Here is a 21,651-nt window from a genome sequence, read left to right on the forward strand (position 1 = left end):
ATATCGGTGCGCCGACGATCAAGTTTCGGACATGTAAACAAAAATCCCTCCGCGAATGTCCGTTTCGCGAAATCTTTGTCTCAGCTGTCAAGCGCGATCAGGTGTCAATCTTCGCAATTTTTGCTCAAAATATGGACGGTAGGGAGATCCCTATGCCCATCGGGCTTGACGCGCGTTGACTCACTTGGCGAAAGTTCCCCCAAACCACAGAACCCGCCGGTATCTGTGCTGCGCTCAACTCTCCATCCCCCGGGGGAAGAACACACATGACCAGTCCAACCAAGGCCGAGGGCTCGGGTCCGTCGGTCGCCTTGGACCCCGAACTGGCGTCGAACACCGAGGCCGACAAGCCGAAGAAGCTTGAGGGTCGTTCCCCCGGCCAGCTGATGTGGCAGCGGTTCAAGCGGGACCGTACTGGAGTCGTCTCCGCGGTCGTAGTGATTTTCTTCTTCGCGGTCGCCGCGCTCGCGCCGGTCATCGCGAAGCTGTACGGCAAGGACCCGTACACGCTCTACGCCCAGGAGCCCGACTACCCGTTCCTGCTCGACGACTTCGCCATGCCCACGGGCTCCTTCGGAGGCATGTCGGGTGACTTCTGGTTCGGAGTCGAGCCGAAGCTGGGGCGTGACGTGTTCACCATGCTGCTGTACGGCATGCGCACCTCGCTCTACATGGCCGTCATCGTCACGCTGTTCAGCGTCGTCACCGGCGTGATCATCGGGATGGTCGGCGGCTACTTCGGTGGCAGGGTCGACTACTGGCTGGGGCGGGTCACCGACTTCTTCCTGGCCTTCCCGAGCCAGTTGTTCTTCATCGCCTTCATGCCCATCGTGACCGCGCTGTTCGTCTCCCCGCGGGACGAGACGCCGACCTACCTGCGGGCCGTCGCCATCATCCTGGTGATGTGGGTCCTCGGCTGGATGGGTCTCGCCCGTCTGGTCCGCAGTTCGGTGCTCTCGCTGCGGGAACGCGAGTTCGTGGAGGCGGCGAAGGTGTCCGGTGCCTCTCCCGCGCGCATCGTGCGCAAGGAGATCCTGCCGAACATCGTCACACCGATCCTGGTGCAGAGCACCTACATCCTGCCCAGCACGATCCTCACCATCGCCTTCCTCTCGTTCGTCGGCGTCGGGTTCGTCGAGCCCACCCCCGACTGGGGCCGCATGTTCGCCAGGGGGGCCGAGGTCTACGAGCAGGATCCGACGTTCATGTTCTTCCCGGGCGTGGCGCTGGTGATCTTCGTGCTCTGCTTCAACCTTCTCGGAGACTCCGTCCGGGACGCATTCGACCCCAAGACCGGACGGTAAGCGTCCATTGGTGGTGGGGGGACTGCCACCCCCGTTCCGGGCTCACCGGACCGTCAGGCAGTACACGTGGACAACTATCGACAGGTAGGTGCATCGGCATCATGAAGCCCATCAGAACGCGCACAGGGCGCGCCATGGCCGTTGCGGTCGTGGCCGGCTCGCTGGCGCTGACCGGCTGCTCCAACGACAGCGGCAGCAACGACGGGAAGGACAACTCCAAGTCGAAGGACGACGCCGCCGCACAGTCGACGCCTGTTGCCTACGGTGATGCCAAGGCCTCCCAGGGTCCTGCCGAGGAAGTGGCCGGAGCCAAGCCCGGTGGCGTCATCAACGTGTACCAGCAGTCCGACCTGACCCACATGGATCCGGGCCAGATCTACGTCAGCGACGCGGGCCAGTTCGCCAACCTGATCCACCGTGGTCTGACGAACTTCCAGGAGGACGCCAAGGGCAACCTGACGGTCGTCGGTGACGTCGCCACCGACTCCGGCAAGGCCTCCGACGGCAACAAGACCTGGACGTACACCCTCAAGGACGGCGTCAAGGACCAGTACGGCGACGAGATCACCTCGGCCGACGTCCGCCACACCATTGAGCGGCAGTACGCGAAGTTCATCTTCGACGGTCCGCTCTACGTCCAGAACTGGCTCTCCGGGCCGAAGTACCGTGAGGCGCTGCCGGACGGCCCGTTCAAGGGCAAGCACCTGCCGGACTCCGTCCTGGAGACCCCGGACGACAAGACGGTGGTCTTCCACTTCAAGGAGCCCCAGCCGGACCTCCCGCAGGCGCTCGCCATGGCCGGTTACTCCATCGTGCCCGAGAAGCGGGACACTAAGGAGAAGTACGACAAGGCCCCGGCGTCCCTCGGCCCGTACAAGCTCTCCGAGTACAAGCCGGGCAAGTCGCTGACCCTGGTCAAGAACGACCAGTGGGACCCGAAGACGGACTCGGTGCGCCACCAGTACGTCAACGGCTACCAGTTCACCAACACCGTCGACCAGGCCAGCCAGACCAAGCGTCTGATCGCCGACCAGGGCGAGGCCAAGAACGCCATCCAGTTCACGGACCCCGTGGACTCGGCCCAGATGTCGACGGTCATCACCAACCCCGCGACGAAGAAGCGCACCATCCAGGGCTACCAGCCCTACGTGTGGCAGTTGAGCTTCAACCTCGACAGCCCCAACATGAAGGACAAGAAGGTTCGCGACGCGATCACCTACGCGATCCCGAACCAGTCCATGGTCCAGGCCGACGGTGGCCGTTACGGCGGCGAGATCGCCGGCGGTCTGATGGCTCCGACCCTGCCCGGTTTCGACCCCAAGTACGACCCGTTCGGCAAGCTGAAGAAGCCCAACGGTGACCCGGAGAAGGCCAAGCAGCTGCTGAAGGAGGCTGGTGTCAAGGAAGGCACCAAGCTGTCCTACGCCTACTCCAACACCCCGCGTGGCCAGGCGCAGATGGTCATCATCAAGGACGCCCTGAAGAAGATCGGCTACAGCGTCCAGGCCAAGGAGATCGACCGCGCCACGTTCTACGAGCAGGTCGGCAAGCTGAAGAACCCGTACGACCTCTACATGACCGGCTGGGGCCAGGACTGGCCGTCCCCGTCCACGGTCATCACCCCGGTCTACGACGGCACCCAGGTCGCCGACGGTTCGCCGAACTACTCGCACATCAACGACAAGCAGGTCAACGCCCTCATCAAGAAGGCTCTGACCCAGCAGCCCGAGGAGGCCGCGAAGACCTGGGAAGAGGCTCACCACCGCATCGTGGAGGAGATCAACCCGGCCGCCCCGGTCTACTACTCGAAGCAGATCCAGCTCTACGGATCGAACATCGGCGGTGCCAAGTACAGCACGGAGTCGAGCTACATCGACATCAACGACCTGTACCTGAAGAAGCCGTAACCCGTCAGCTCGGCTGATCCGCGGGGGTGTGCGCCAGGCGGAGCGCACCCCCGCGGACGGTAACCCCCTCGACCGCCGCGTTTCGAAGAGAGCATCCACCCGCCATGCTTCAGTTCCTCATCCGCAGGCTGATCGGCGCCGTCGTCATCATGTTCCTGATCGGCGCCTTCACGTTCTTCTTGTTCTATACGATCCCCGCTGACTTCGCCGAACTGGCCTGCGGCAAGAACTGCAGCCCCGAGAACATCGCGGTCATCAGAGAGAATCTCGGTCTCGACAAGCCCATCACCCAGCAGTTCTGGGAGTTCATGACCGGCATCGTGACCGGACGCGACTTCCCCCAGGGGCACTGCTCCGCTCCGTGCCTGGGTGTCTCCTTCGACAGCGGCGAGTTCGTCTGGGACTCCATCACGGACCGCTTCCCGCTGACGCTGTCGCTGACCGTCGGCGGTCTGGTGATCTTCCTGGTGCTCGGTCTCGGCTCGGGTCTGCTCGCCGCCTGGAAGCGCGGCACGGTGATCGACAAGCTGGTCAGTGGCGCCTCGATGGTGCTCAGCTCGTTCCAGATCTACTTCCTCGGCCCGATCGTGCTCGGCATCTTCGTCTTCAGCACCGGCTGGATGGACAACCCCAAGTACGTCCCCTTCACCGACGATCCCGTCGGCTGGGTCGTGGGTCTGCTGATCCCCTGGGCCGTGATGGCCACGATCTTCACCGCCCAGTACACGCGTATGGCCCGCTCGACCATGATCGAGCAGCTGTCGGAGGAGCACGTGCGCACCGCCCGCGCCAAGGGCATGAGGCAGCGGTACGTCTTCTTCCGCTACGCCTGGCGCGGTTCGCTCATCCCGATCGTCACCATCATCGGGATGGACCTGAGCGCACTCCTGTCCGGCGCGGTGGTCACGGAGTTCACCTTCGACCTGCCCGGACTCGGCCGTCTCGCGGTCCAGTCCTCGCTGACCAAGGACCTTCCGCTGACCATGGGCGTCATGCTGTTCGGGGCGTTCTTCATCCTGATGCTGAACATCCTGGTGGACCTCGCCTACGCCTACATCGACCCGCGCGTGCGCCTCAGCTAGGAGAATGACCGTGACCACACTGACCAAGACCGAAGGCGAGAAGGCCCCGACCGGGCCGGAGGCCTTCCTCTCGGTCCGCGACCTGAGGGTGCGGTTCTCCACCGAGGACGGCATTGTGAAGGCGGTCGACGGGCTCTCCTTCGACGTCGAACGCGGCAAGACCCTCGGTATCGTGGGCGAGTCGGGCTCCGGCAAGTCCGTGACCAACCTGACCGTCCTCGGCCTGCACAACCCGAAGAACACCACCGTCGAGGGCGAGATCGTCCTCGACGGCAAGGAACTGGTGACCGCGACCGAGCGGGAGATGGAGAAGATCCGCGGCAACAAGGCCGCGATGATCTTCCAGGACCCGCTCACGGCCCTCTCGCCGTACTACACGGTGGGCCGGCAGATCGCCGAGCCGTTCATGAAGCACACCGGCGCCTCCAAGAAGGAGGCACGGCAGCGGGCGATCCAGATGCTGGACAAGGTCGGCATCCCGCAGCCCCGGACGCGCGTGGACGACTACCCGCACCAGTTCTCCGGCGGTATGCGCCAGCGCGCCATGATCGCCATGGCCCTGGTCTGCGACCCCGACCTGCTCATCGCGGACGAGCCGACCACCGCCCTCGACGTCACCGTCCAGGCGCAGATCCTCGACCTGCTCAAGGACCTCCAGCAGGAGTTCGGCTCGGCGATCGTCTTCATCACCCACGACCTCGGCGTCATCTCCGACATGGCCGACGACCTGCTGGTGATGTACTCCGGCCGGGCCGTGGAGCGCGGCACCGTCCGCGAGGTGCTGCGCAACCCCCAGCACCCCTACACCTGGGGCCTGTTGAGCTCGATGCCTCGCCTCGGTGGCGACACCGCGCAGGCGCTCACCCCCATCCCCGGGTCACCGCCCAGCCTGCTCAACCCGCCGTCGGGCTGCCCCTTCCACCCGCGCTGCGCCTTCACCGGCGAGGTGACCGGCAACCGGTGCAGCGAGGAGCGGCCGCCGCTCGGCGAGGGACGCTCCTCCGCGTGCCACCTGACGGCGGAGCAGAAGCAGACCATCTTCATCGACAAGATCCAGCCCCGGCTGCGCTAGGGAGATCCGAGACATGAGCGACAACCTCACCCTCCCCACACAGCAGGGCTCCGCCGATACGTCGACCGAGAACCTCCTCGAGGTCGAGGGCCTGACGAAGCACTTCCCGATCTACGGCGGCTTCCCGTTCAAACGGAAGGTCGGCGCCGTGCAGGCGGTCGACGGCATCGACCTGACGGTCGGGGTCGGCGAGAGCGTCGGTCTGGTGGGCGAGTCCGGCTGTGGCAAGTCGACCACCGGCCGGCTCATCACGCGCCTGCTGGAGCCGACGGGCGGCAAGATCACGTACGCGGGCCAGGACATCACGCACGCCTCCCGCAGGCAGCTGGCCCCTGTCCGGTCCGAGATCCAGATGATCTTCCAGGACCCGTACTCCTCGCTGAACCCGCGGCAAACCGTCGGCACGATCATCAAGTCGCCGATGGAGGTCAACGGGATCAACCCCGAGGGCGGCCGGGAGAAGAAGGTCCGCGAACTCCTTGAGCTCGTCGGCCTCAACCCGGAGCACTACAACCGGTTCCCGCACGAGTTCTCCGGCGGCCAGCGCCAGCGCATCGGCGTCGCCCGCGCCCTGGCGCTGAACCCGAAGCTGATCGTCGCGGACGAGCCGGTCTCCGCGCTGGACGTGTCGATCCAGGCGCAGGTCGTGAACCTCCTGCAGAAGGTCCAGGACGAGCTGGGCATCGCCTTCCTGTTCATCGCCCACGACCTCGCCATCGTGCGGCACTTCTCGAAGCGCGTGGCCGTGATGTACCTCGGCAAGGTCGTCGAGGTCGGCGACCGGGAGTCGATCTACAACCGGCCCCGTCACCCGTACACCCACGCCCTGCTCTCGGCCGTCCCCGAGGTCGCCATCGACGACGAGGAGGAGGGCAGGGAGCGCATCCGCCTCGCCGGCGACGTCCCCTCGCCGATCCACCCGCCGTCCGGCTGCCGGTTCCGCACCCGCTGCTGGAAGGCGCAGGACAAGTGCGCCTCCGAGGAGCCGCCGCTGATCCAGCTCTCCGGCAACCGTGAGGGCCACCTGACGGCCTGCCACTTCCCGGAGGAGCCGACCACGGAGGCCCGCGACGAGGACGTCGTGATGGACCCGGCGCTGAAGGCGCTGGAGGACAGCGCGGCGGACGAGCCCGCGGCGGAGGTCACGAAGGACTGACGATGACGGGCGTGCCGGTCGTGGCCGTCCCACGACTCGGCACGGCCCTCGGTACGTCAGCGATGATCTTGGATTAGGAGGCGGGCACCGAAGAGCCCCTGTCCCCGGTCCCTGGGCGCTTCAAGGCCTCCGACTCGCCGGCGGCCCACGAGTCGGCGCGCCAGTTCGAGGAGGAGAAGGACGTCGTGCACGCGGCCTGAGCCTCCCGCAGCGCCCGAATCGCGGGGGCGCTCGAAGCCAACTGGTTCCGAGCGCCCCTTTTGCAGCGCGGCACTACTCGGCGGAAAGGCCGTCGTCCGGAGTCACTGCGACGATGGCGACGGTAGGGGGCGGCGGTGCTGGCGTGTACACGTACGCGACTGCCAGCCCCGGCACACTGCCCCGGGGCTCGATCCTCGTCTTGCGGATCTCGGTGCCGTCCTGACGGGGCGGCCCGAGCAGGACCCCAAGTCTGGGCACCTGCTCCAGTTCCTGCCGCAGCCTTTCCAGTGCCTGCTCGGCTCCGAGGGTTTTCGCCCGCTCGGCCGCCCGCACCGTGACGGCGGCGATCACGCCGCTCATCGGCCCGGGGCCTCCCGCTTCAAGAGGGACGTGAGGTCAGTGCCCTCCTGTACGGCGATGTCGAACTCGGGATCCTGGTAGAGCCGGATCCTGCCCCGGTAGTCGACGATCACCGCGCCGACAGCATTCAGGTCCGTCTCCGACGATGCCTCCAGCGCGCGCTGAAGATCTGCTTCGAACGACTCCCGGTCGCCGGGAAAACCATGTCCGGATCGAAGAGCGGCTCGAATGTCCCCGATGGTCCTCAACGGCAGCGCCCCAGGCCCGGGCGTCTCCGCGTACTGTGCGCTCACGATCCACTGCTCCTTGGTGTCCGCTCGTCCTACCAGAAGTGTCCTACAGTGGTGCGAGTCCCGCTGCGGAACGTCGGCCCGGCCCCGGGCGACCAGGTCCGCTCGCGTGCTTGCTGAAGCGCCACAGACCGCTCGGCGTCGAACGTGGGCAAGGCATCGGGCGTCAGCGTACCTGCGAGGCTGCGGTGCGGGCTGTGCCTGTGGACAACTCACGCCTCGTCCTCGTTCCCCTTCGGAACGACGCTGAACCACACCGCCTTGCCGTGTGGGTAGTCCCGTACGCCCCAGTGATCGGCGCACGCCTCGACGATGCCGAGGCCGCGTCCGCGCTCGTCCTCGTTCGAGGGAGTGTGAAGTGCCGGTGCGCCTGAACCGTGGTCCCACACCGTGACGCGGAAGTCCTCCGGGGTGCGTTCCATGCTGACGTAGGTCTCCTGGGCGGAGCAGCGGTAGGCGTTGGTGACGATCTCGGAGGCCAGCAACTCCACACTGTCGACGATGCAGTTGAGCCTCGTGGCGGCGAGGATGCTGCGGATCGTTGCCCGGACCACGCGAACGGCGCGGGGGTCGTGGGGGATGGTGAGGCCGTAGGTCCAGAGGGGTTGGGGGGTTTCGGGCGTGCGCATATGGCAGCCTCCAGTCGTGTGCGTACTGTTACTGACGACGTACGTACGGTAGCGATATTGGTTGCCAATACTCAACCTCCTTGCTGAAGGTGCTGGTTGGTGGATACTTCCGTGGTTGACGATGAGGAGGCTGTATGGGGCTGAGGGCGAACCCGACCTACCGGCAGCGGCGCTTCGGGGCCGAAGTTCGGGCCATGCGCGAACGTGCCGGATTCACCGCTGCACGTGCGGCGGAGGTGATGGGGATGAATGCCTCGCACATCAGTACCGTCGAGGCGGGGCGTACGAGCCTGTCCGCAGAGCGGGTGCGTCGACTGGCTGCCGCATCAGGTAGCGAAGAATCCACCTATGTGGACGCCTTGATCGAGCTGGGTAACAGGTCCGGCAAGGGCTGGTGGACCAAGTATCGGGAGCGTCTGCCTCAACTCTTCCTCGACTTTGTTGAGTTGGAGGACGCCGCAGTCGACGTCGTCTGCTATGAACCGTTCTTCGTGCCGGGCCTGCTCCAGACCGAGTCCTACGCCTCAGTGATCCACCGTCAGGGATACGCGAAGTCGCTCGAAGCGGAGCAGGATCTGGCGGTGGAGTTCCGCCTCCGACGCCAACAGCTCCTGTGGAAGGAACAGCCTCCCCGGTTTCACGCGATCATCCACGAGGCGGCGTTGCACCCGTCGTACGGCGACAGGGGCATCATGCGTGAGCAACTGCTCCGTCTGATCGAGCTGTCGCGCCTGCCGCATGTCACCCTGCAGGTGCTGCCCTTTGATGGGCCGGTGCCGTTCGGTACGTCCTTCACCATGCTGCTGCCGACTGAGCAACGACTCGGGGCGGTCCTCGTCGCGCATGTCGAGCAGGACCTGTGCCTGGGGGAGGCCAAAGACCTTGCCAGGTACACGGATTTGTTCGCTACGCTGCGGGACACGGCACTCCCCGCAATGGACGTGTCCGTACCGCCCGAGGGACACCTCGCCAAGGACTCCCTGAGGCTGATCCAGAGACTCCTTTACCCCCTCCTTTGAGGAAGGCGAGCAGGTGACCGGGTTGCGATGGCAGAAGTCAACCTACAGCGAGGGCGGCTCGGCGACCTGCGTCGAAATGGCCCTTGATCGAACCGGCACCCTTCACCTCCGTGAGAGTGTCACCCCCGCCGTGGTCACGAGCGTGGCACCGGCCGCCCTCGTGGCACTGATCGATTGGGCCAGCAAGGGTGAGGGGACGGCCGTGTCCACGGAGGTGGGGTAACCGGCTGAACTGTGACACATTCGGGAAATGTGTCACATCCGCGGGTTCGCCCACCTGCCCGCAGTCGCCGTACGCCGCGTCCGGTGACGTGACCGAGATGCCGTCCGGAGGCTGACCCGGCGGAGGCCGTCAGCCGGCAGCCCTCAGACGCCGGCCCTCAGACCACGGCCCTTGCCCAGTGGCAAGCTACCTGCGCCTCAGCACCCCCGCCCAGCACCTCCAACTCCCGGCTCCGGCACGACTCAACCACGCCCGCCCGTTCCGCCTCCCCGCTTGCCAGGATCTGGCAGCGGGCGTGGAAGCGGCAGCCAGGGGGGATGCGGGACGGGTCCGGGGGTTCACCGGTGAGGACCACCGGGTCGCCCGGGGCCTCCGGCAGGACCGACAACAGGGCCTGGGTGTAGGGGTGCCGGGGAGCCGTCAGGACCTGTTCCACGTCGCCGGTCTCCACGATGCGGCCCAGGTACATCACGGCCACCCGGTCGGCGATGTTCCACGCCAGGCCCAGGTCGTGGGTCACCACCAGGGCGGACAGGCCCAGTTCGGCGCGCAGGCGCAGCAGCAGGGCCAGGATCTCGCCGCGCACGGAGGCGTCCAGCGAGGCCACCGGCTCGTCGGCGACGAGGATCTCGGGCTCCAGGACGAGGGCGCCCGCGATCACCACGCGCTGGCGCTGGCCTCCGGACAGCTCGTGCGGGTAGCGGAGGTAGAAGCGCTCGGGTGGCCGGAGCCCGGCCCGGGAGAGGGCCTGGGCGACCGCCGACCGCTCGTCCCCGCCGTACCCGTGGATGCGCAGCCCCTCGGCCACCGCGTCGTACACCGTGTGGCGGGGGTTCAGTGATCCGCTCGGGTCCTGGAGCACCAGCTGGACGCGTCTGCGGTAGGCCTTCAGGGCTCGGGACGAGTACTCCAGGGGCTTGCCGCCGAAGGTGACCCGTCCCGCGGTCGGCGGCACCAGGCCGAGCAGCGAGCGGGCCAGCGTGGTCTTGCCGCAGCCCGACTCGCCGACCAGTGCCACGATCTCCCCGGCCCCGATGTCGAGTTCGACGCCGTCCACGGCCCGGGCCGGTGCTGTGCCGTGCCGCCCGGGGAAGGTCACGTGCAGGTCCTGGGCGCTGAGCAGGGGCGGTGGTGTCGGCGCCGTGATGGGGTGCGTCATGGGGTGGTGCTCGCCTCCTCCGTCGCGGTGGCCCGGCCCGGGGCCTGCGCCCCCACGTGCACGCAGGCCGCCCGCCGCCCCGGACCGGCGTCCCGCAGCGGCTGGTCCTGCGTGGCGCAGGCGTCCAGGGCCACGGGGCAGCGCGGGTGGAAGGCACAGCCGGAGGGCAGGGCGGAGGGGTCGGGAGGGTCGCCGGGCAGGCCGCGCGGGGCGAACCGTGAGGCCGGGTCGCCGATGCTCGGGAACGCCGCCGACAGGGCCTCCCCGTACGGATGCCGGGCGTCCTCGTGGACCTCCCGGGCGGGACCCTCCTCGACCACTCGGCCCGCGTACATCACCGCGAGCCGGTCGCAGGTGTCGGCGAGGACCGAGAGGTCGTGGCTGATCATGACGAGGCCCAGGTCCTGTTCGGCGACGAGCTGTCGGATCAGCCGCAGGATCTGCGCCTGGATCATGACGTCGAGCGCGGTGGTCGGCTCGTCGGCGATGATCAGCCGGGGGTCGCAGGCCAGGGCCATGGCGATCATGACGCGCTGGCGCTGGCCGCCGGACAGCTCGTGCGGATACGCCGACGCCCGTGCTGCGGGCAGACCCACGTGCTCCAGGAGTTCGCCGGTCCTCTTCCGGGCCGCCGCGGCCGTCGCCTTGCGGTGCAGCAGGATCGGTTCACCGATCTGGTCGCCGACGCGGTGCACCGGGTTGAGCGAGTGCATCGCCCCCTGGAAGACGATCGAGGCGCCCGCCCAGCGGACCGCCCGCACCCGCCCCCACCGCATCGTCAGCACGTCCTCGCCGTCCAGCAGGATCTCCCCACCGACCCGCGTACCGGACGGCAGCAGCCTCAGCAGCGCGAGCGCGAGCGTGGTCTTGCCGCAGCCCGACTCGCCCGCGATGCCGAGCATCCGGCCCGCCGCCAGCGAGAGGTCCACGCCCCGCACCGCGGCCGCCCCGCCCGCGTACGTCACGTCGAGGTTCCGGACCTCCAGCAGCGTCAACGGGTCACCCCCAGCCTGGGATCGAGAACGGACTCCACCGCACGGCCGCACAGCGTGAACGCCAGCGCCACCAGGGCGATCGCGATGCCCGGCGGCACCAGGTACCACCAGTCGCCGGAGCTGACCGCGCCGGCCTCGCGTGCGTCCTGGAGCAGACCGCCCCACGACACGACCGTCGGATCACCCAGGCCCAGGAAGGCCAGCGTCGCCTCGGCGAGGATGGAGGAGGAGATCATCAGGGTCGTCTGCGCCAGCACCAGGGGCATCACGTTGGGCAGCACGTGCCGGGACATGATGTGCCAGTGGCCGCCGCCGAGCGCCTTCGCGCGTTCGATGTACGGGCGCGCCTCCACGGCCAGCGTCTGGGCCCGCACCAGGCGGGCGGTGGTCGGCCAGGACGTCACGCCGATCGCCAGGACGATCGTGCCGAGTGAGCGCGACATGACGGTGGCCAGCGCGACGGCGAGTACCAGCGCCGGCATCACCAGGAACCAGTCCGTGATCCGCATCATCACGGTGGCGTACGCACCGCGGAAGTGGCCGGCCGTGATCCCCACGAGCGCGCCGATGGCCACCGACAGCACGGCCGCGAGCAGTCCGACGAGGAGCGAGACCCGCGACCCCCAGACGACCAGGCCCAGCAGATCACGCCCGAACTGGTCGGTGCCCAGGGGGAATTCCGAGCTCGGGCTCTGCAGTGGCCGGCCCGGCGCGCTGGTCACGTCGGCCACGTCGGAGCCGACCGTCAGCGGCGCGGTCAGGGCCGCCAGCGCGAAGAGCGCGAGCGCGGCCAGGCCGAGGAGCCCGGCGCGGTGGGTGCGGTACCGCTTCCAGAAGCGGGCGGCCGAACGGCGGCGGCGCTGCCTTGCGAGGGCCCGCGGACCAGCCTTCGCCACCTCGGGATTCGCTTCGGTCGTCATCGGCCCACCCGGGGGTCGAGCAGCGGATAGATCAGGTCGGCCAGCGTGTTCATCACGATCACCGCCGACGCGAAGACGAAGAACAGGCCCTGGACGAGCGGGAGGTCGGGCACGCTCAGCGCCTGGTAGAAGAGGCCGCCGAGGCCCGGCCAGGAGAAGACGGTCTCGACCAGGATCACGCCCGCCACCGTCCGCCCGAGGTTGACGAAGATCAGGGTCATGGTGGGCAGCATCGCGTTCGGCACGGCGTGCCGGCGCCGGACCAGGTCGTCCCTGAGCCCCTTGGCGCGCGCGGTCGTCAGATAGTCGCTGCCCATCTCGTCGAGCACGGCGGAGCGGGTGACCAGCAGTGTCTGCCCGTACTCGACCGCGACCAGCGTGATCACCGGCAGGACGAGGTGGTGGGCGACATCGACGACATACGCGAAGCCCTCCTCGCCGCCCGACTCCATGCCGCCGGTGGGGAAGAGCCCGGGGATCGGTCCCATGCCCACGGAGAACACGATGATGAGCAGCAGACCCAGCCAGAACGACGGGATCGAGTAGAGGGCCAGCGCCAGACCGGTGTTCAGCCGGTCGCCGAGCCGGCCGTGGCGCCACGCCGAGCGGGTGCCGAGGACGATGCCGAGCGCGGTGTACAGGACGAACGCGGTGCCGGTGAGCAGCAGCGTGTTCGGCAGGGCCTCAGTGATCTTGTCGACGACGGGCGCCCGGAACTGGTACGAGGTGCCGAGGTCTCCGGTGAGCGCCTTGCCGCAGTAGTCCGTGAACTGCTGCCACAGTGGCAGGTCGAGCCCGAACTCCCTTCGGTACGCGGCCAGTTGCTCCGCCGATACCTGGCGGCCGCCCGTCATGTACTTGACCGGGTCGCCGGGGATCAGCCGGAAGAGGAAGAAACTGGTGACCAGGACGGCGAGCAGCGAGACGGCGGCGCCGCCCAGCTTGCCCGCCGCGTGGCGGAGGTACGCGGTCCTGACGCGTGCCCGTGCGCGTGCCCGTGTTCCGTTCATGAACGGCTGTCCGCCGACTGGCGGCCGGACCGGTGCGGCTTGTCGGTCCACCGGCTACTCGCGGTCGTCGGCGGTGGAGCGGCGGCGCAGGGCGAGGAACACCGCGGCGCCCGCCAGGACGACGACTCCCGAGACGACGCCGACGACGACACCGGTCGAGCCGCCACCGCCGCCGGAGGCCTCGCCGGAGGCGGCCGGAACCGCCGACCACCAGCTCCAGTAGCCGTCCTGTCCGTAGATGTTGCCCGCCTTCTTCGGCATGGTCGTGATCGACGCGATCTGGTCCGTCCGGTAGGCCTCGACCGCGTTCGGATACGCCATGACGTTCATGTACCCGAGGTCGTACAGCCGGGACTCCATCCGCTGGACGACGTCCGCCCGCTTGACGGGGTCGTACTCGGCGAGCTGCTGTGCGTAGAGCCTGTCGTACGCCTTGTCGCAGATGAAGTTGTCGGTGGCGCCGGTGTCCTTGGGGGTGGCCGGGAGCGCCGCGCAGGTGTGGATGGACAGGACGAAGTCCGGATCGGGGTTGACGGACCAGCCGTCGAAGGCGAGGTCGTAGGTGCCCGCGAGCCAGGGGTCGGTCACGTTGTCCAGGCAGTTGAGCGTCACGCCGATACCGAGCTTGCCCCACCACTCCTGGAGGTACTTGCCGACCGCCTTGTCGTTGGGGTCGGTGGCGTGGCACAGGATCCGGTAGCCGAGGGGCTTGCCGTCCTTGCCGACGCGTTTGCCGTCGCCGTTCTTCCGGTAGCCGGCCTCGTCGAGGAGCCGGGCCGCCTTCGCCGGGTCGTACGCGAGTTCCTGGCTCGCCGACGGCTTCCAGAAGTACGTCGAGAAGCGCGGCGGGATGTAGCCCTCGCCCTCGACGGCATGGCCGCGGAAGACCCTGTCGATGATGGTCCTGCGGTCGACGGCCAGGAACAGGGCGTTGCGCACCCGCCGGTCGAGCAGGGACGGGTCGCCGTCGCCGAAGCGCGTCCCGTCCTTGGACCGGGCGCCCGGGTTCGTGGCGAGAGCGTAGAAGCGGCGGCCGGGGGCGTCGTTGACGTGGATGTTCTTCTCGCCCTTGAGGGAGGCGGCCTGGGCGGGCGTCAGGGAGGGAGAACCGGCGACGAAGGAGACCTCGCCCTTGCGCAGGGCCGCCACCGCGGCGTCCTGGTCCTTGTAGTACCGGAAGACCAGCTCGTCGAACTTCGGGGCCCCGCGCCAGAAGTCCTTGTTGGCCTTGAGACGCACGTAGCTGTCGGCCTTGTAGCCCGTCAGGACGAACGGCCCGTTCCCCACCACGGGGAAGTTCTTGTCGTTGTTGAACTCCGAGAAGTCCTTGACCTTCTCCCACACGTGCTTGGGCACGATCGGCACGTCGAGCGCGGTCATCGTGGCCTGCGGCTTCTTCAGCTCGATGACCAGCTTGGTGGGGCTGGGGGCGGTGACCTTCCTGAAGTTGGTGACGAAGCTGCCGTTGGCGGTGGCGGCACCGTCGTCGGTCATCATCGTGTTGAAGGTCCAGGCGGCGTCCTCGGCGGTGGCCCGCTCGCCGTCCGACCACCGGGAGTCGGAGCGGATCGTGTAGGTCCAGGTGAGCTTGTCGGGAGACGACGCCCACTTGGTGGCGAGACCCGGGACCGTGTGGGCGTCCCCCGGGTCGTAGTTGGTCAGGTACTCGTACGTCAGCCGGTGGATGCTCGTACTGACCAGGCGGGTCGCGAGGAACGGGCTCAGCGAGTCGACGCTCTGCGCGACCGCGACGGTGAGGACCTTCCCGCCGTCCTTCGCCTCTGCCTGCCGGGGCGCCGGGTTGAGCGGAGTCGCCAGGCCGGCCGAGAACGCGAGGGCCGCGACGCCGGCGGCGAGGAGCCGGGATCTGCGCTTCCGTAAGCCTGCCCCGGGGGTCGGGCGCCCTCTGCCGTGCTGATCTCGTGTGTCCATGAATCCGTGACCTCGCGTCATCGCTCGTACAGCGGCGGCTCGTTGAACTGACTGACGGGGTGTGATCGGAACGTGACCGGGTGACATCGCCGGGTGATGAGTGTGTATCAGCGCCGGTCCGCGCTCGTCAACGGCGCGTCAACGGCGCGTCGACCCCGTGTGGCCTGCGAAGATGGCGAGTTGACGGTGATGTCACGCCCATTGGTCGAGACCGGTGACGCGACCCTGGTGGGGGACTGACGGCGTGACTCGCCGGTGACCGCCGGCGTTCCCCGCCTCGGCTCTCAGAACCCGGATCGCCGTACGACGGTGATGATCTCGGGACTGGAAGCGGGCGCGAAGGGCCCCTGCCCCCAGTCCCCGAACCGTCCCTGGACGGCCAATCCGGCGCCTCCCAGGAACCGGTCGAGTGCCTCGGCCCCCAGGAACCGCAGGGTGCTCCTGCTGACCTGAGGCCGCCGCCACCCGGGGCCGTCGAAGGTCCCGGTGAACGTCACACGGTCGCCGGTGACGGGCGACTCGACCTCGTGCCACACCCGGACGACATCACCGTTGTCGTCGGTGACGGCGCGCTCACGCTCGGCGGTCCAGCCCTCCCACGCCCGGGCGGCGGGATTGCGGGTCTCGAACACGAACCGCCCGTGCGGAGCGAGCGCCTGGCGCACCGTACGCAGAGCACGCCGCAGCTCCTCGTCCCCGACGAGTTCCTGGAACGCGTACCCGGTCATCACGACGAGGTCGAACTCCCCGCGCCACCGCACCGAGTCGAGGTCCCCGAGCACCCACTCCACGCCGGGAGCCCGCCGCCGGGCCCGTACGAGCATCGCGGCGGCCGGGTCGACCCCGGTGAGCCGCCCCCGGTGTCCGCTCTCCCGCGCCCGCCCGAGCAGCCGCCCCGTCCCGCACCCGACGTCGAGCACGGCACCGGCCCCCATCACCAGACCGAGATAGAACTCGTCACCCGGCCCCCACGGATGGAGGGCGTCGTACAGCCCGGCGAGCGTGACATCGGAGAACGCGCGGTCAACCATCGTGTGCAGTCTGTCAGTTCGGGCAACGGGTGTGCGACCGCTTCGGTGAGGGCGGGTCAGCGGATCACCCGGCCACGCAGCACGATCCGCCGTGGGTGGCGCAGGACCGCCGGTTCCCTGCGGGGATCCGCGTCGTAGACCGTGATGTCGGCGAGAGCTCCTTCGGTGAGGGCCGGGAGACCGAGGAAGGCGCGGGCGGTCCAGCTCGCGGCACCGACGGCGGACTCGGCGGGCAGCCCTGCGGCGATGAGGTGCTCCACCTCGGTGGCGACGTTCCCGAAGGGCGCGGAGTCCGTGCCGGCGAGCACCGTGACACCGGCGTCGTGGGCCTCCCGGACACGCCGGATCATCGTCCGGTGCCCCTCCTGCCATAGGCGGCCCCGCGCGGTGGACTTGATCTGCGGCGCGCTGCGGGCGAACGCGGTGAGCGTGGGGACGTACGCCGTCCCGTGCGCGGCCATCAGCCCGACGCACTCCTCGGGCATTCCCATGCCGTGCTCGATGGAGTCGATCCCGGCCCGGGCGGCACCGAGCACCCCCTCGGCGGACTGGCAGTGGGCGGCGACCCGCCCTCCGGCGGCGTGCACGGCCTCCACGACGGTCCTCAGCAGCTCATGGGGAACCGGGGGCGCCTCGAAGTCCCAGTCGGCCATGAGCTTGCACCAGCCGTCGTTCGCCTTCGCCTCGGCCACGGCGGCGGTCACCAGGTCGGCCGTGACGGTGTGGAAGCCGGCGTTCTTCGACAGGCCCGCCCACGCGAGCCAGCGGCCCGCCGTGATCATCCGGGGTGCGTCCGGTGCGTCGCGCACCTCGGCCGGTACGTCGCCCAGCAGCCCGGGGAAGCGCAGCGCCGTCGTTCCGGCGTCCCGGTGCGCCGCGATCTGCTCGGCGAAGACCGCGGGGTCGAAGACCGTCTCTCCCTCGGCCGCGCCCGGATGCGTGTGGACGTCGACGAGCCCCGGCAGCAGGAAGCCGCCGTCGGCGACGGTGTCCGCCGGGCCGGAGGGGCGGTCGAAGGTGAGGCGGTCGCCGAGGGCCCAGACGTCGCGTACTACTCCCTCGGGCAGGACGGTTCCGCGCAGGTGAAGGGGCACGGTTCATTTAATCGCTCGACTGGGGACGGACACCGGGGAATGCTCGCCGCGACCCCAACAAGCCCTTTGGAGGCATCTGTTGAACCCCGTGATCCGCCACATCACGTTCCACTGCACCGGAGACCCCTACGATCTCGGCCTGTTCTGGAGCGAGTTGCTCGGGCGGCCGCTCGCCGACGACGACAAGCCCGGTGACCCCGAGGCACTGATCGGGGACCCTGCGGGTGGCCCGGGGATGCTGTTCGTGCGGGTGGACGAGGGCAAGCCGGCCGAGAGCCGGGTGCACCTCGACCTGCGGCCCCAGGGGCGCACCCGTGCCGAGGAGGTCGAGCGGGCGATCGGACTCGGGGCCACCCTGGTCGCGGACCGCACGCGGCCCGACGGACGCGGCTGGGTCGTGCTGGCCGACCCCGAGGGCAACGAGTTCTGCGTGGAGCGGGGCGAGTTGGACTAGGGCGTGCATCGAAAGTCCTGCCTGGCACTGCTGCTGCGTCGGGCTGTTTGAGCGCGCCCAGTGCGAGGGCGGCCCTCCGTCGTGCGACGTAGGTCCGCCGCCGGATGTGGCAGGGCGCCGCACGCCATAGCCTCGACACATGACGGCAGTTGACTCGCATCCCAGCGGCCCCCGTAGCTCGGAGCAGCGCAAGCGCGAGGCACTTGAACGGCTCGCGCGGGACAACGACGTATGGGTCGCCACGGCCGACGCCACCGGCGAGCCATGCCTCGTTCCGCTGGCCTTCTGGTGGGACGGCGAGGCGGTGTGGCTGTCCACCCGCGACACCAACCCGACTGGGCGCAACCTGTGCTCCTCGGGCCGGGTCCGGCTCAGCTTCGGCCATAGCCGGGACGTGGTCCTGATCCACGGCACCGCGCGCATGCTGACCCGCGAGGAGCTTCCGGCCGAGGTTGGCGACGCCTTCGCCGCCAAGGACGGCTGGGACCCTCGCGAGGACCACCCCTCGTACGTTTTCTTCCAGGTCACCCCGCAGGTGCTGCAGGCATGGGGAACGGTTCCCGAGATGGCCGGACGGACCCTGATGCGAGACGGGACGTGGCTGGTCCAGGGCGGCCTCGAACGGGTCGCAGGCACTCGTTGACGTCGGCCCTCGGGTGCGGTGGCCGGCCGGGGCGGTCAGTAGAAGCGGCGGATGAAGATGTCGGACTTGCCGTTGGTGTCGCCGGGCACGATGTCGTCGGCCGTGGATTGGAAGACTACGTCGCGTCCGTCGGAGCTGACGGAGTCGGTTCCGGCCGAGGCGGGTTGGTCGGAGACGGCCTCGTCGGTACCTGTCTGCAGGTCGCGCAGGGTGAGCGCGGGTCCGCCGGCGTCGTTGGGGGCGTAGAGCAGGTAGCGGCCGGTGGGGTCGATGGCTATGCCGCGTACGTTGGATACCTGTTGGGTGGTGGCGTTGGGGATGTCATGGACGTAGGTGTCGGTGCCCGAGAGGTAGACGATCTTGCGGCCGTTGTCGCTGAGCTGGACGATGCTCGCCGGTACGCCCGGGCCCTCGATCGGGTCGGAGGTGCTGCTGTCGTTCCGGTCCCAGAGGAGGACGTCCTGCGCCTGTCCGTCCTGGTAGGCGACGTAGCGGCCGTCGCCGCTGATGGACGGCCGGGAGGGGGAGCTGTTGTCGAGGTGGGCAATGGTCTCGATGCTCAAGCTCGCCTGGTCCTCGATCTCGATTCTCTGACCGGGCGTTTGATTCGGCCGTTGGTTGGTGGCGAAGGCGAGGTAGCGGCCGTCCGTGCTCCATGAGGGCTGGTTGCAGGTGGGGACGCAGTCGGCGGGAAGCTGAGCGTTGTTGGGTACCCGGACCTTCCATACCCTCCCGATCTGCGGGGCCGAATAGGCGATGAGCACCCCGTTACTGCTGATCGCCGGGGGCTGGCCATCCGGGGAAAAGCGTCCCATCCCCGTGGTCTGCCCCGCCCGCTGGTCGCGGAGGTACACCCTGGGGTTTGTCTCCGTTGCGCCGGGCGCGAGGTTCGTCGCCGACGACGCGTAGACGATGTAGCGGCCGTCGGGCGTGATCGAGGCGCCGGTGGAGTTGTCGTCGGCCTGGGCACCGTCGGTCGCGACGCTGATCCTCTCGACGCCGGCTCCGCCGGTGTCCGCAGCGCCCGCCGCGGCCGAGGCGGCTGTGGGCAGCACCGCCGTTACTGAGCAGAGCGCGACCGCCGCGCTCAGGGCGGCGGTCCGTAAACGTTTCGTGGTATTCCGGTTCGCGCTCATGTTCCCCCGTCAGAACTCGGTTGCGCCTCCGGTTCCCCACCGGAGGACCAGAGAGCATGCAACCGTGATGGTGTTGTGGTGTCAATGCATCACATGACATATCGAGAGGCACAATTTCGGTCACGTGAGGGCAGTTCACTTCGCTCCGCACCGCCGACGTCCGGGCCGCGCTGCTTGCTCTCGGCACTCCCGATGTCCCGTGGCGTAGCCGTGGACCCGGAACTGCGCGCCGCAGCCTCGGCCATGTCGGCTCCCCTCAGTGGATCTTGCGCGCGACAATCCGCACCTCAGTGGTCGGCGCCGCAGATCTTTCGGGGTTGACTCCGGAACCTGTGTCGTGCGTGGTGCTGGGGCAGGTGTTGGCGTCGGCGGGGTAGGCCGTTGGGTGACACGCCAGAAACCTGCGGCGGGGTCAGTCTCCGGCACCGTGGCCAGGGCAGGTGATCTGATAGTGCTGCCGTGGGAACCGGGTCTGCGACGGATCTCGTGAGCCACCGCCGCATTCCAGAAGGGCACCCGCGCTGCTCTGCCAGCGGCAGAACCCCGGCCCGACCGGGCTCGACGATCACTACCGTCCAGTCTCATGACGACGACTACCACGCGCACGGTCCAGTACCCGGCCGACGGTCTGACGATGATCGGGCACCTCGCGCTCCCGGCCGGGGTCGACCGCCGGCCCGCGGTGCTGCTCGGACCAGAGGGCATGGGGCTCAGCGACGTCGAACGCCGCCGGGCCGATGCGCTCGCCGAGCTGGGATACGTAGCGCTGGCCTTCGACCTTCACGGCGGGCGCTATCTGGGCGACCCCGAGGAGATGCTGGCCCGTTGCATGCCGCTGCTCGCCGACCCCGACCGGATGCGGGGCATCGGCCACGCGGCGCTCGACGTGTTGCGCGCCGAACCGCGGAGTGACCCCGACCGGATCGCCGCCGTCGGCTACGGCACCGGGGGCGCCATCGGGCTGGAACTCGGGCGCGACGGCGTCAACCTGCGCGCGATCGGGACAGTCAACGCGCTGACCACGGGCCGACCGGGCGAGGCGGCGCGCATCCGCTGCCCGGTGTGGGCAGGGGTCGGGTCGGAAGATCCGATCATGCCGCCCACGCAACGGGACGCGTTCACCGCCGAGATGCAGGCCGTGGGCGTCGACTGGCGCCTCGTGGTCTACGGCGGTGCCCTGCATGCCTTCCACCATCCGCCGGTCGACCATCCGGTGGTCCCCGGCGTCGGCTACCACCCACGGCAGGCGCAGCGAGCCTGGCACGATGTCGTCGACCTGCTCGCCGAGTGCCTGCCCGTAACGGAGTGATCTGGTCAGTCCAAGCTCGGGCGCCCGCTGCCCACCGTGCCGCCTGGGCCGCACTGCCACACGGGCGGGGCGGGCTGCGGCTTGCCAGTGATCCACTTCGGCCGATCGGTTCGGCCACCATGCCCCTCCGCACTGCCTGACCACCAGCTACGACAAGCTCGCCGTCCGCTACGGGGCCACTGTGCTGGTCGCCATGATCAACGAATGGATATGAGTGGCTCTGGCGAACCCATGATCGCTAGCCTCACCGGCTATGAAACAGCGGCTGCAGAAGAAGCTCTCCCACCGTCTCTTCGAGGCAATCCTGTCAGGTGACGCCAGAAGCGCGAAGTCCCTGCTGCGCAGTGGAGCAAGTCCGGAGTGGAGGAACACCGACGGCACCACTCCTCTCTACCTGGCATCGGTACAGGGAGAGGCCGAAGTGGTCGGCTTACTCATGGAAGCCGGGGCTTCCCCCGACGCGGAAAGCAGCGGCCCCGGCTCAGAAGGCACACCGCTGTGCGCAGCTGCTTGCTGGGGACACACCGCAACGGTCCGGGAACTGTTGGCGCATGGTGCCGATCCCAACCTCCGCGAAGACCACGGCGCCGGCTGGTCCCCACTGGACTGGGCGGGCAAGGGCCCCCACCCCGACACTGCCGAAGTCCTCAGGGCAGCAGGAGCGCACCCAGCAACGAAAGCCCACCCAGCAACGAAAGCCTACCCAGCTCCGTAGCCAGCAGGAT

The 21,651-nt window shown here is 68.7% G+C and carries 22 protein-coding genes and 1 pseudogene; 12 read left to right on the forward strand and 11 right to left on the reverse strand.

Features of this window, described 5'->3' with window-relative positions; genetic code table 11:
- Window positions 1-266: 266 nt before the first annotated feature.
- From AB0959_RS01195 to AB0959_RS01220, 6 genes and pseudogenes are all read left to right on the forward strand, one after another.
- Window positions 267-1,304 (forward strand): ABC transporter permease, encoded by a 1,038-nt coding sequence (locus AB0959_RS01195; protein WP_366824116.1) that lies wholly within the window; start codon window positions 267-269, stop codon window positions 1,302-1,304.
- A gap of 101 nt (window positions 1,305-1,405) precedes the next feature.
- A complete protein-coding gene (locus AB0959_RS01200) occupies window positions 1,406-3,211 on the forward strand; it encodes an ABC transporter substrate-binding protein (RefSeq protein WP_366824117.1) in 1,806 nt (601 codons plus the stop codon).
- A 104-nt stretch (window positions 3,212-3,315) separates the two neighbouring features.
- Window positions 3,316-4,293 (forward strand): ABC transporter permease, encoded by a 978-nt coding sequence (locus AB0959_RS01205; protein ID WP_366824118.1) that lies wholly within the window; start codon window positions 3,316-3,318, stop codon window positions 4,291-4,293.
- 10 nt (window positions 4,294-4,303) lie between these two features.
- Window positions 4,304-5,365, forward strand: coding sequence for an ABC transporter ATP-binding protein (locus tag AB0959_RS01210; RefSeq protein WP_366824119.1), 1,062 nt, complete (start codon window positions 4,304-4,306; stop codon window positions 5,363-5,365).
- A gap of 13 nt (window positions 5,366-5,378) precedes the next feature.
- A complete protein-coding gene (locus AB0959_RS01215; RefSeq protein ID WP_366824120.1) occupies window positions 5,379-6,521 on the forward strand; it encodes a dipeptide ABC transporter ATP-binding protein in 1,143 nt (380 codons plus the stop codon).
- 86 nt (window positions 6,522-6,607) lie between these two features.
- A pseudogene (locus AB0959_RS01220) lies at window positions 6,608-6,721 on the forward strand (peptide ABC transporter ATP-binding protein); the annotation flags it as partial.
- 73 nt (window positions 6,722-6,794) lie between these two features.
- Here AB0959_RS01220 and AB0959_RS01225 read toward each other — a convergent pair.
- The 3 genes from AB0959_RS01225 to AB0959_RS01235 all read right to left on the reverse strand — a co-directional run bounded on the left by AB0959_RS01225 (window position 6,795) and on the right by AB0959_RS01235 (window position 8,001).
- Complete coding sequence (locus AB0959_RS01225; protein ID WP_366824121.1) at window positions 6,795-7,082, reverse strand: hypothetical protein; 288 nt, start codon at window positions 7,080-7,082, stop codon at window positions 6,795-6,797.
- Window positions 7,079-7,375, reverse strand: a complete 297-nt coding sequence (locus AB0959_RS01230) for a DUF6247 family protein (RefSeq protein WP_366824122.1) — start codon at window positions 7,373-7,375, stop codon at window positions 7,079-7,081. The genes AB0959_RS01225 and AB0959_RS01230 overlap by 4 nt, the downstream gene beginning before the upstream one ends.
- Window positions 7,376-7,584: 209 nt before the next feature.
- Window positions 7,585-8,001 (reverse strand): ATP-binding protein, encoded by a 417-nt coding sequence (locus AB0959_RS01235; protein WP_366824123.1) that lies wholly within the window; start codon window positions 7,999-8,001, stop codon window positions 7,585-7,587.
- Between the two features lie 134 nt (window positions 8,002-8,135).
- On the opposite strand from AB0959_RS01235, the gene AB0959_RS01240 reads away from it, so the two are divergent.
- Window positions 8,136-9,020 carry a helix-turn-helix transcriptional regulator gene (locus AB0959_RS01240; protein ID WP_366824124.1) on the forward strand — a complete coding sequence of 295 codons (885 nt, stop codon included), beginning with the start codon at window positions 8,136-8,138 and terminating at the stop codon, window positions 9,018-9,020.
- Between the two features lie 13 nt (window positions 9,021-9,033).
- Window positions 9,034-9,243: a DUF397 domain-containing protein gene (locus tag AB0959_RS01245; protein WP_366824125.1), complete on the forward strand. Its 210-nt coding sequence runs from the start codon at window positions 9,034-9,036 to the stop codon at window positions 9,241-9,243.
- A 157-nt stretch (window positions 9,244-9,400) separates the two neighbouring features.
- Here AB0959_RS01245 and AB0959_RS01250 read toward each other — a convergent pair whose 3' ends face one another.
- From AB0959_RS01250 to AB0959_RS01280, 7 genes are all read right to left on the reverse strand, one after another.
- Window positions 9,401-10,402: an ABC transporter ATP-binding protein gene (locus AB0959_RS01250; RefSeq protein WP_366824126.1), complete on the reverse strand. Its 1,002-nt coding sequence runs from the start codon at window positions 10,400-10,402 to the stop codon at window positions 9,401-9,403.
- Window positions 10,399-11,397 carry an ABC transporter ATP-binding protein gene (locus AB0959_RS01255; protein WP_366824127.1) on the reverse strand — a complete coding sequence of 333 codons (999 nt, stop codon included), beginning with the start codon at window positions 11,395-11,397 and terminating at the stop codon, window positions 10,399-10,401. Before AB0959_RS01255 ends, AB0959_RS01250 begins: the two co-directional genes overlap by 4 nt.
- Window positions 11,394-12,317, reverse strand: coding sequence for an ABC transporter permease (locus tag AB0959_RS01260; protein WP_366824128.1), 924 nt, complete (start codon window positions 12,315-12,317; stop codon window positions 11,394-11,396). The genes AB0959_RS01255 and AB0959_RS01260 overlap by 4 nt, the downstream gene beginning before the upstream one ends.
- Complete coding sequence (locus AB0959_RS01265) at window positions 12,314-13,327, reverse strand: ABC transporter permease (protein WP_366824129.1); 1,014 nt, start codon at window positions 13,325-13,327, stop codon at window positions 12,314-12,316. The genes AB0959_RS01260 and AB0959_RS01265 overlap by 4 nt, the downstream gene beginning before the upstream one ends.
- Before the next feature lie 54 nt (window positions 13,328-13,381).
- Window positions 13,382-15,259, reverse strand: coding sequence for an ABC transporter substrate-binding protein (locus AB0959_RS01270; protein WP_366824130.1), 1,878 nt, complete (start codon window positions 15,257-15,259; stop codon window positions 13,382-13,384).
- Window positions 15,260-15,543: 284 nt separating this feature from the next.
- Complete coding sequence (locus tag AB0959_RS01275) at window positions 15,544-16,290, reverse strand: class I SAM-dependent methyltransferase (RefSeq protein ID WP_366824131.1); 747 nt, start codon at window positions 16,288-16,290, stop codon at window positions 15,544-15,546.
- Window positions 16,291-16,346: 56 nt separating this feature from the next.
- Window positions 16,347-17,384, reverse strand: coding sequence for an amidohydrolase family protein (locus tag AB0959_RS01280; RefSeq protein WP_366824132.1), 1,038 nt, complete (start codon window positions 17,382-17,384; stop codon window positions 16,347-16,349).
- Window positions 17,385-17,460: 76 nt separating this feature from the next.
- Between AB0959_RS01280 and AB0959_RS01285 the strand changes: the two genes are divergently transcribed.
- Together AB0959_RS01285 and AB0959_RS01290 are read left to right on the forward strand one after the other, a co-directional pair.
- The gene (locus AB0959_RS01285; protein WP_366824266.1) at window positions 17,461-17,838 is read left to right on the forward strand and encodes a VOC family protein; all 378 of its coding nucleotides are present in this window, start codon (window positions 17,461-17,463) and stop codon (window positions 17,836-17,838) included.
- A gap of 139 nt (window positions 17,839-17,977) precedes the next feature.
- On the forward strand, window positions 17,978-18,481 hold the full coding sequence (locus AB0959_RS01290; RefSeq protein ID WP_366824133.1) for a pyridoxamine 5'-phosphate oxidase family protein: 504 nt from the start codon (window positions 17,978-17,980) through the stop codon (window positions 18,479-18,481).
- A 35-nt stretch (window positions 18,482-18,516) separates the two neighbouring features.
- On the opposite strand, the gene AB0959_RS01295 is transcribed toward AB0959_RS01290, so the two are convergent.
- A complete protein-coding gene (locus AB0959_RS01295) occupies window positions 18,517-19,536 on the reverse strand; it encodes a hypothetical protein (RefSeq protein ID WP_366824134.1) in 1,020 nt (339 codons plus the stop codon).
- 664 nt (window positions 19,537-20,200) lie between these two features.
- Between AB0959_RS01295 and AB0959_RS01300 the strand changes: the two genes are divergently transcribed.
- Together AB0959_RS01300 and AB0959_RS01305 are read left to right on the forward strand one after the other, a co-directional pair.
- The gene (locus AB0959_RS01300; RefSeq protein WP_366824135.1) at window positions 20,201-20,926 is read left to right on the forward strand and encodes a dienelactone hydrolase family protein; all 726 of its coding nucleotides are present in this window, start codon (window positions 20,201-20,203) and stop codon (window positions 20,924-20,926) included.
- 253 nt (window positions 20,927-21,179) lie between these two features.
- A complete protein-coding gene (locus AB0959_RS01305; RefSeq protein ID WP_366824136.1) occupies window positions 21,180-21,641 on the forward strand; it encodes an ankyrin repeat domain-containing protein in 462 nt (153 codons plus the stop codon).
- Window positions 21,642-21,651: the final 10 nt, after the last annotated feature.

This window comes from Streptomyces sp. NPDC046862, from assembly GCF_040704615.1.
Classification (GTDB): domain Bacteria; phylum Actinomycetota; class Actinomycetes; order Streptomycetales; family Streptomycetaceae; genus Streptomyces.

Coding starts and splice junctions, on each gene's coding strand:
- AB0959_RS01200 (WP_366824117.1), top strand. CDS start 1,406: ATGAAGCCCATCAGAACGCGCACAGGGCGCGCCATGGCCGTTGCGGTC.
- AB0959_RS01275 (WP_366824131.1), bottom strand. CDS start 16,290: ATGGTTGACCGCGCGTTCTCCGATGTCACGCTCGCCGGGCTGTACGAC.
- AB0959_RS01235 (WP_366824123.1), bottom strand. CDS start 8,001: ATGCGCACGCCCGAAACCCCCCAACCCCTCTGGACCTACGGCCTCACC.
- AB0959_RS01270 (WP_366824130.1), bottom strand. CDS start 15,259: ATGGACACACGAGATCAGCACGGCAGAGGGCGCCCGACCCCCGGGGCA.
- AB0959_RS01290 (WP_366824133.1), top strand. CDS start 17,978: ATGACGGCAGTTGACTCGCATCCCAGCGGCCCCCGTAGCTCGGAGCAG.
- AB0959_RS01250 (WP_366824126.1), bottom strand. CDS start 10,402: ATGACGCACCCCATCACGGCGCCGACACCACCGCCCCTGCTCAGCGCC.
- AB0959_RS01265 (WP_366824129.1), bottom strand. CDS start 13,327: ATGAACGGAACACGGGCACGCGCACGGGCACGCGTCAGGACCGCGTAC.
- AB0959_RS01260 (WP_366824128.1), bottom strand. CDS start 12,317: ATGACGACCGAAGCGAATCCCGAGGTGGCGAAGGCTGGTCCGCGGGCC.
- AB0959_RS01225 (WP_366824121.1), bottom strand. CDS start 7,082: ATGAGCGGCGTGATCGCCGCCGTCACGGTGCGGGCGGCCGAGCGGGCG.
- AB0959_RS01215 (WP_366824120.1), top strand. CDS start 5,379: ATGAGCGACAACCTCACCCTCCCCACACAGCAGGGCTCCGCCGATACG.
- AB0959_RS01240 (WP_366824124.1), top strand. CDS start 8,136: ATGGGGCTGAGGGCGAACCCGACCTACCGGCAGCGGCGCTTCGGGGCC.
- AB0959_RS01205 (WP_366824118.1), top strand. CDS start 3,316: ATGCTTCAGTTCCTCATCCGCAGGCTGATCGGCGCCGTCGTCATCATG.
- AB0959_RS01300 (WP_366824135.1), top strand. CDS start 20,201: ATGACGACGACTACCACGCGCACGGTCCAGTACCCGGCCGACGGTCTG.
- AB0959_RS01305 (WP_366824136.1), top strand. CDS start 21,180: ATGAAACAGCGGCTGCAGAAGAAGCTCTCCCACCGTCTCTTCGAGGCA.
- AB0959_RS01195 (WP_366824116.1), top strand. CDS start 267: ATGACCAGTCCAACCAAGGCCGAGGGCTCGGGTCCGTCGGTCGCCTTG.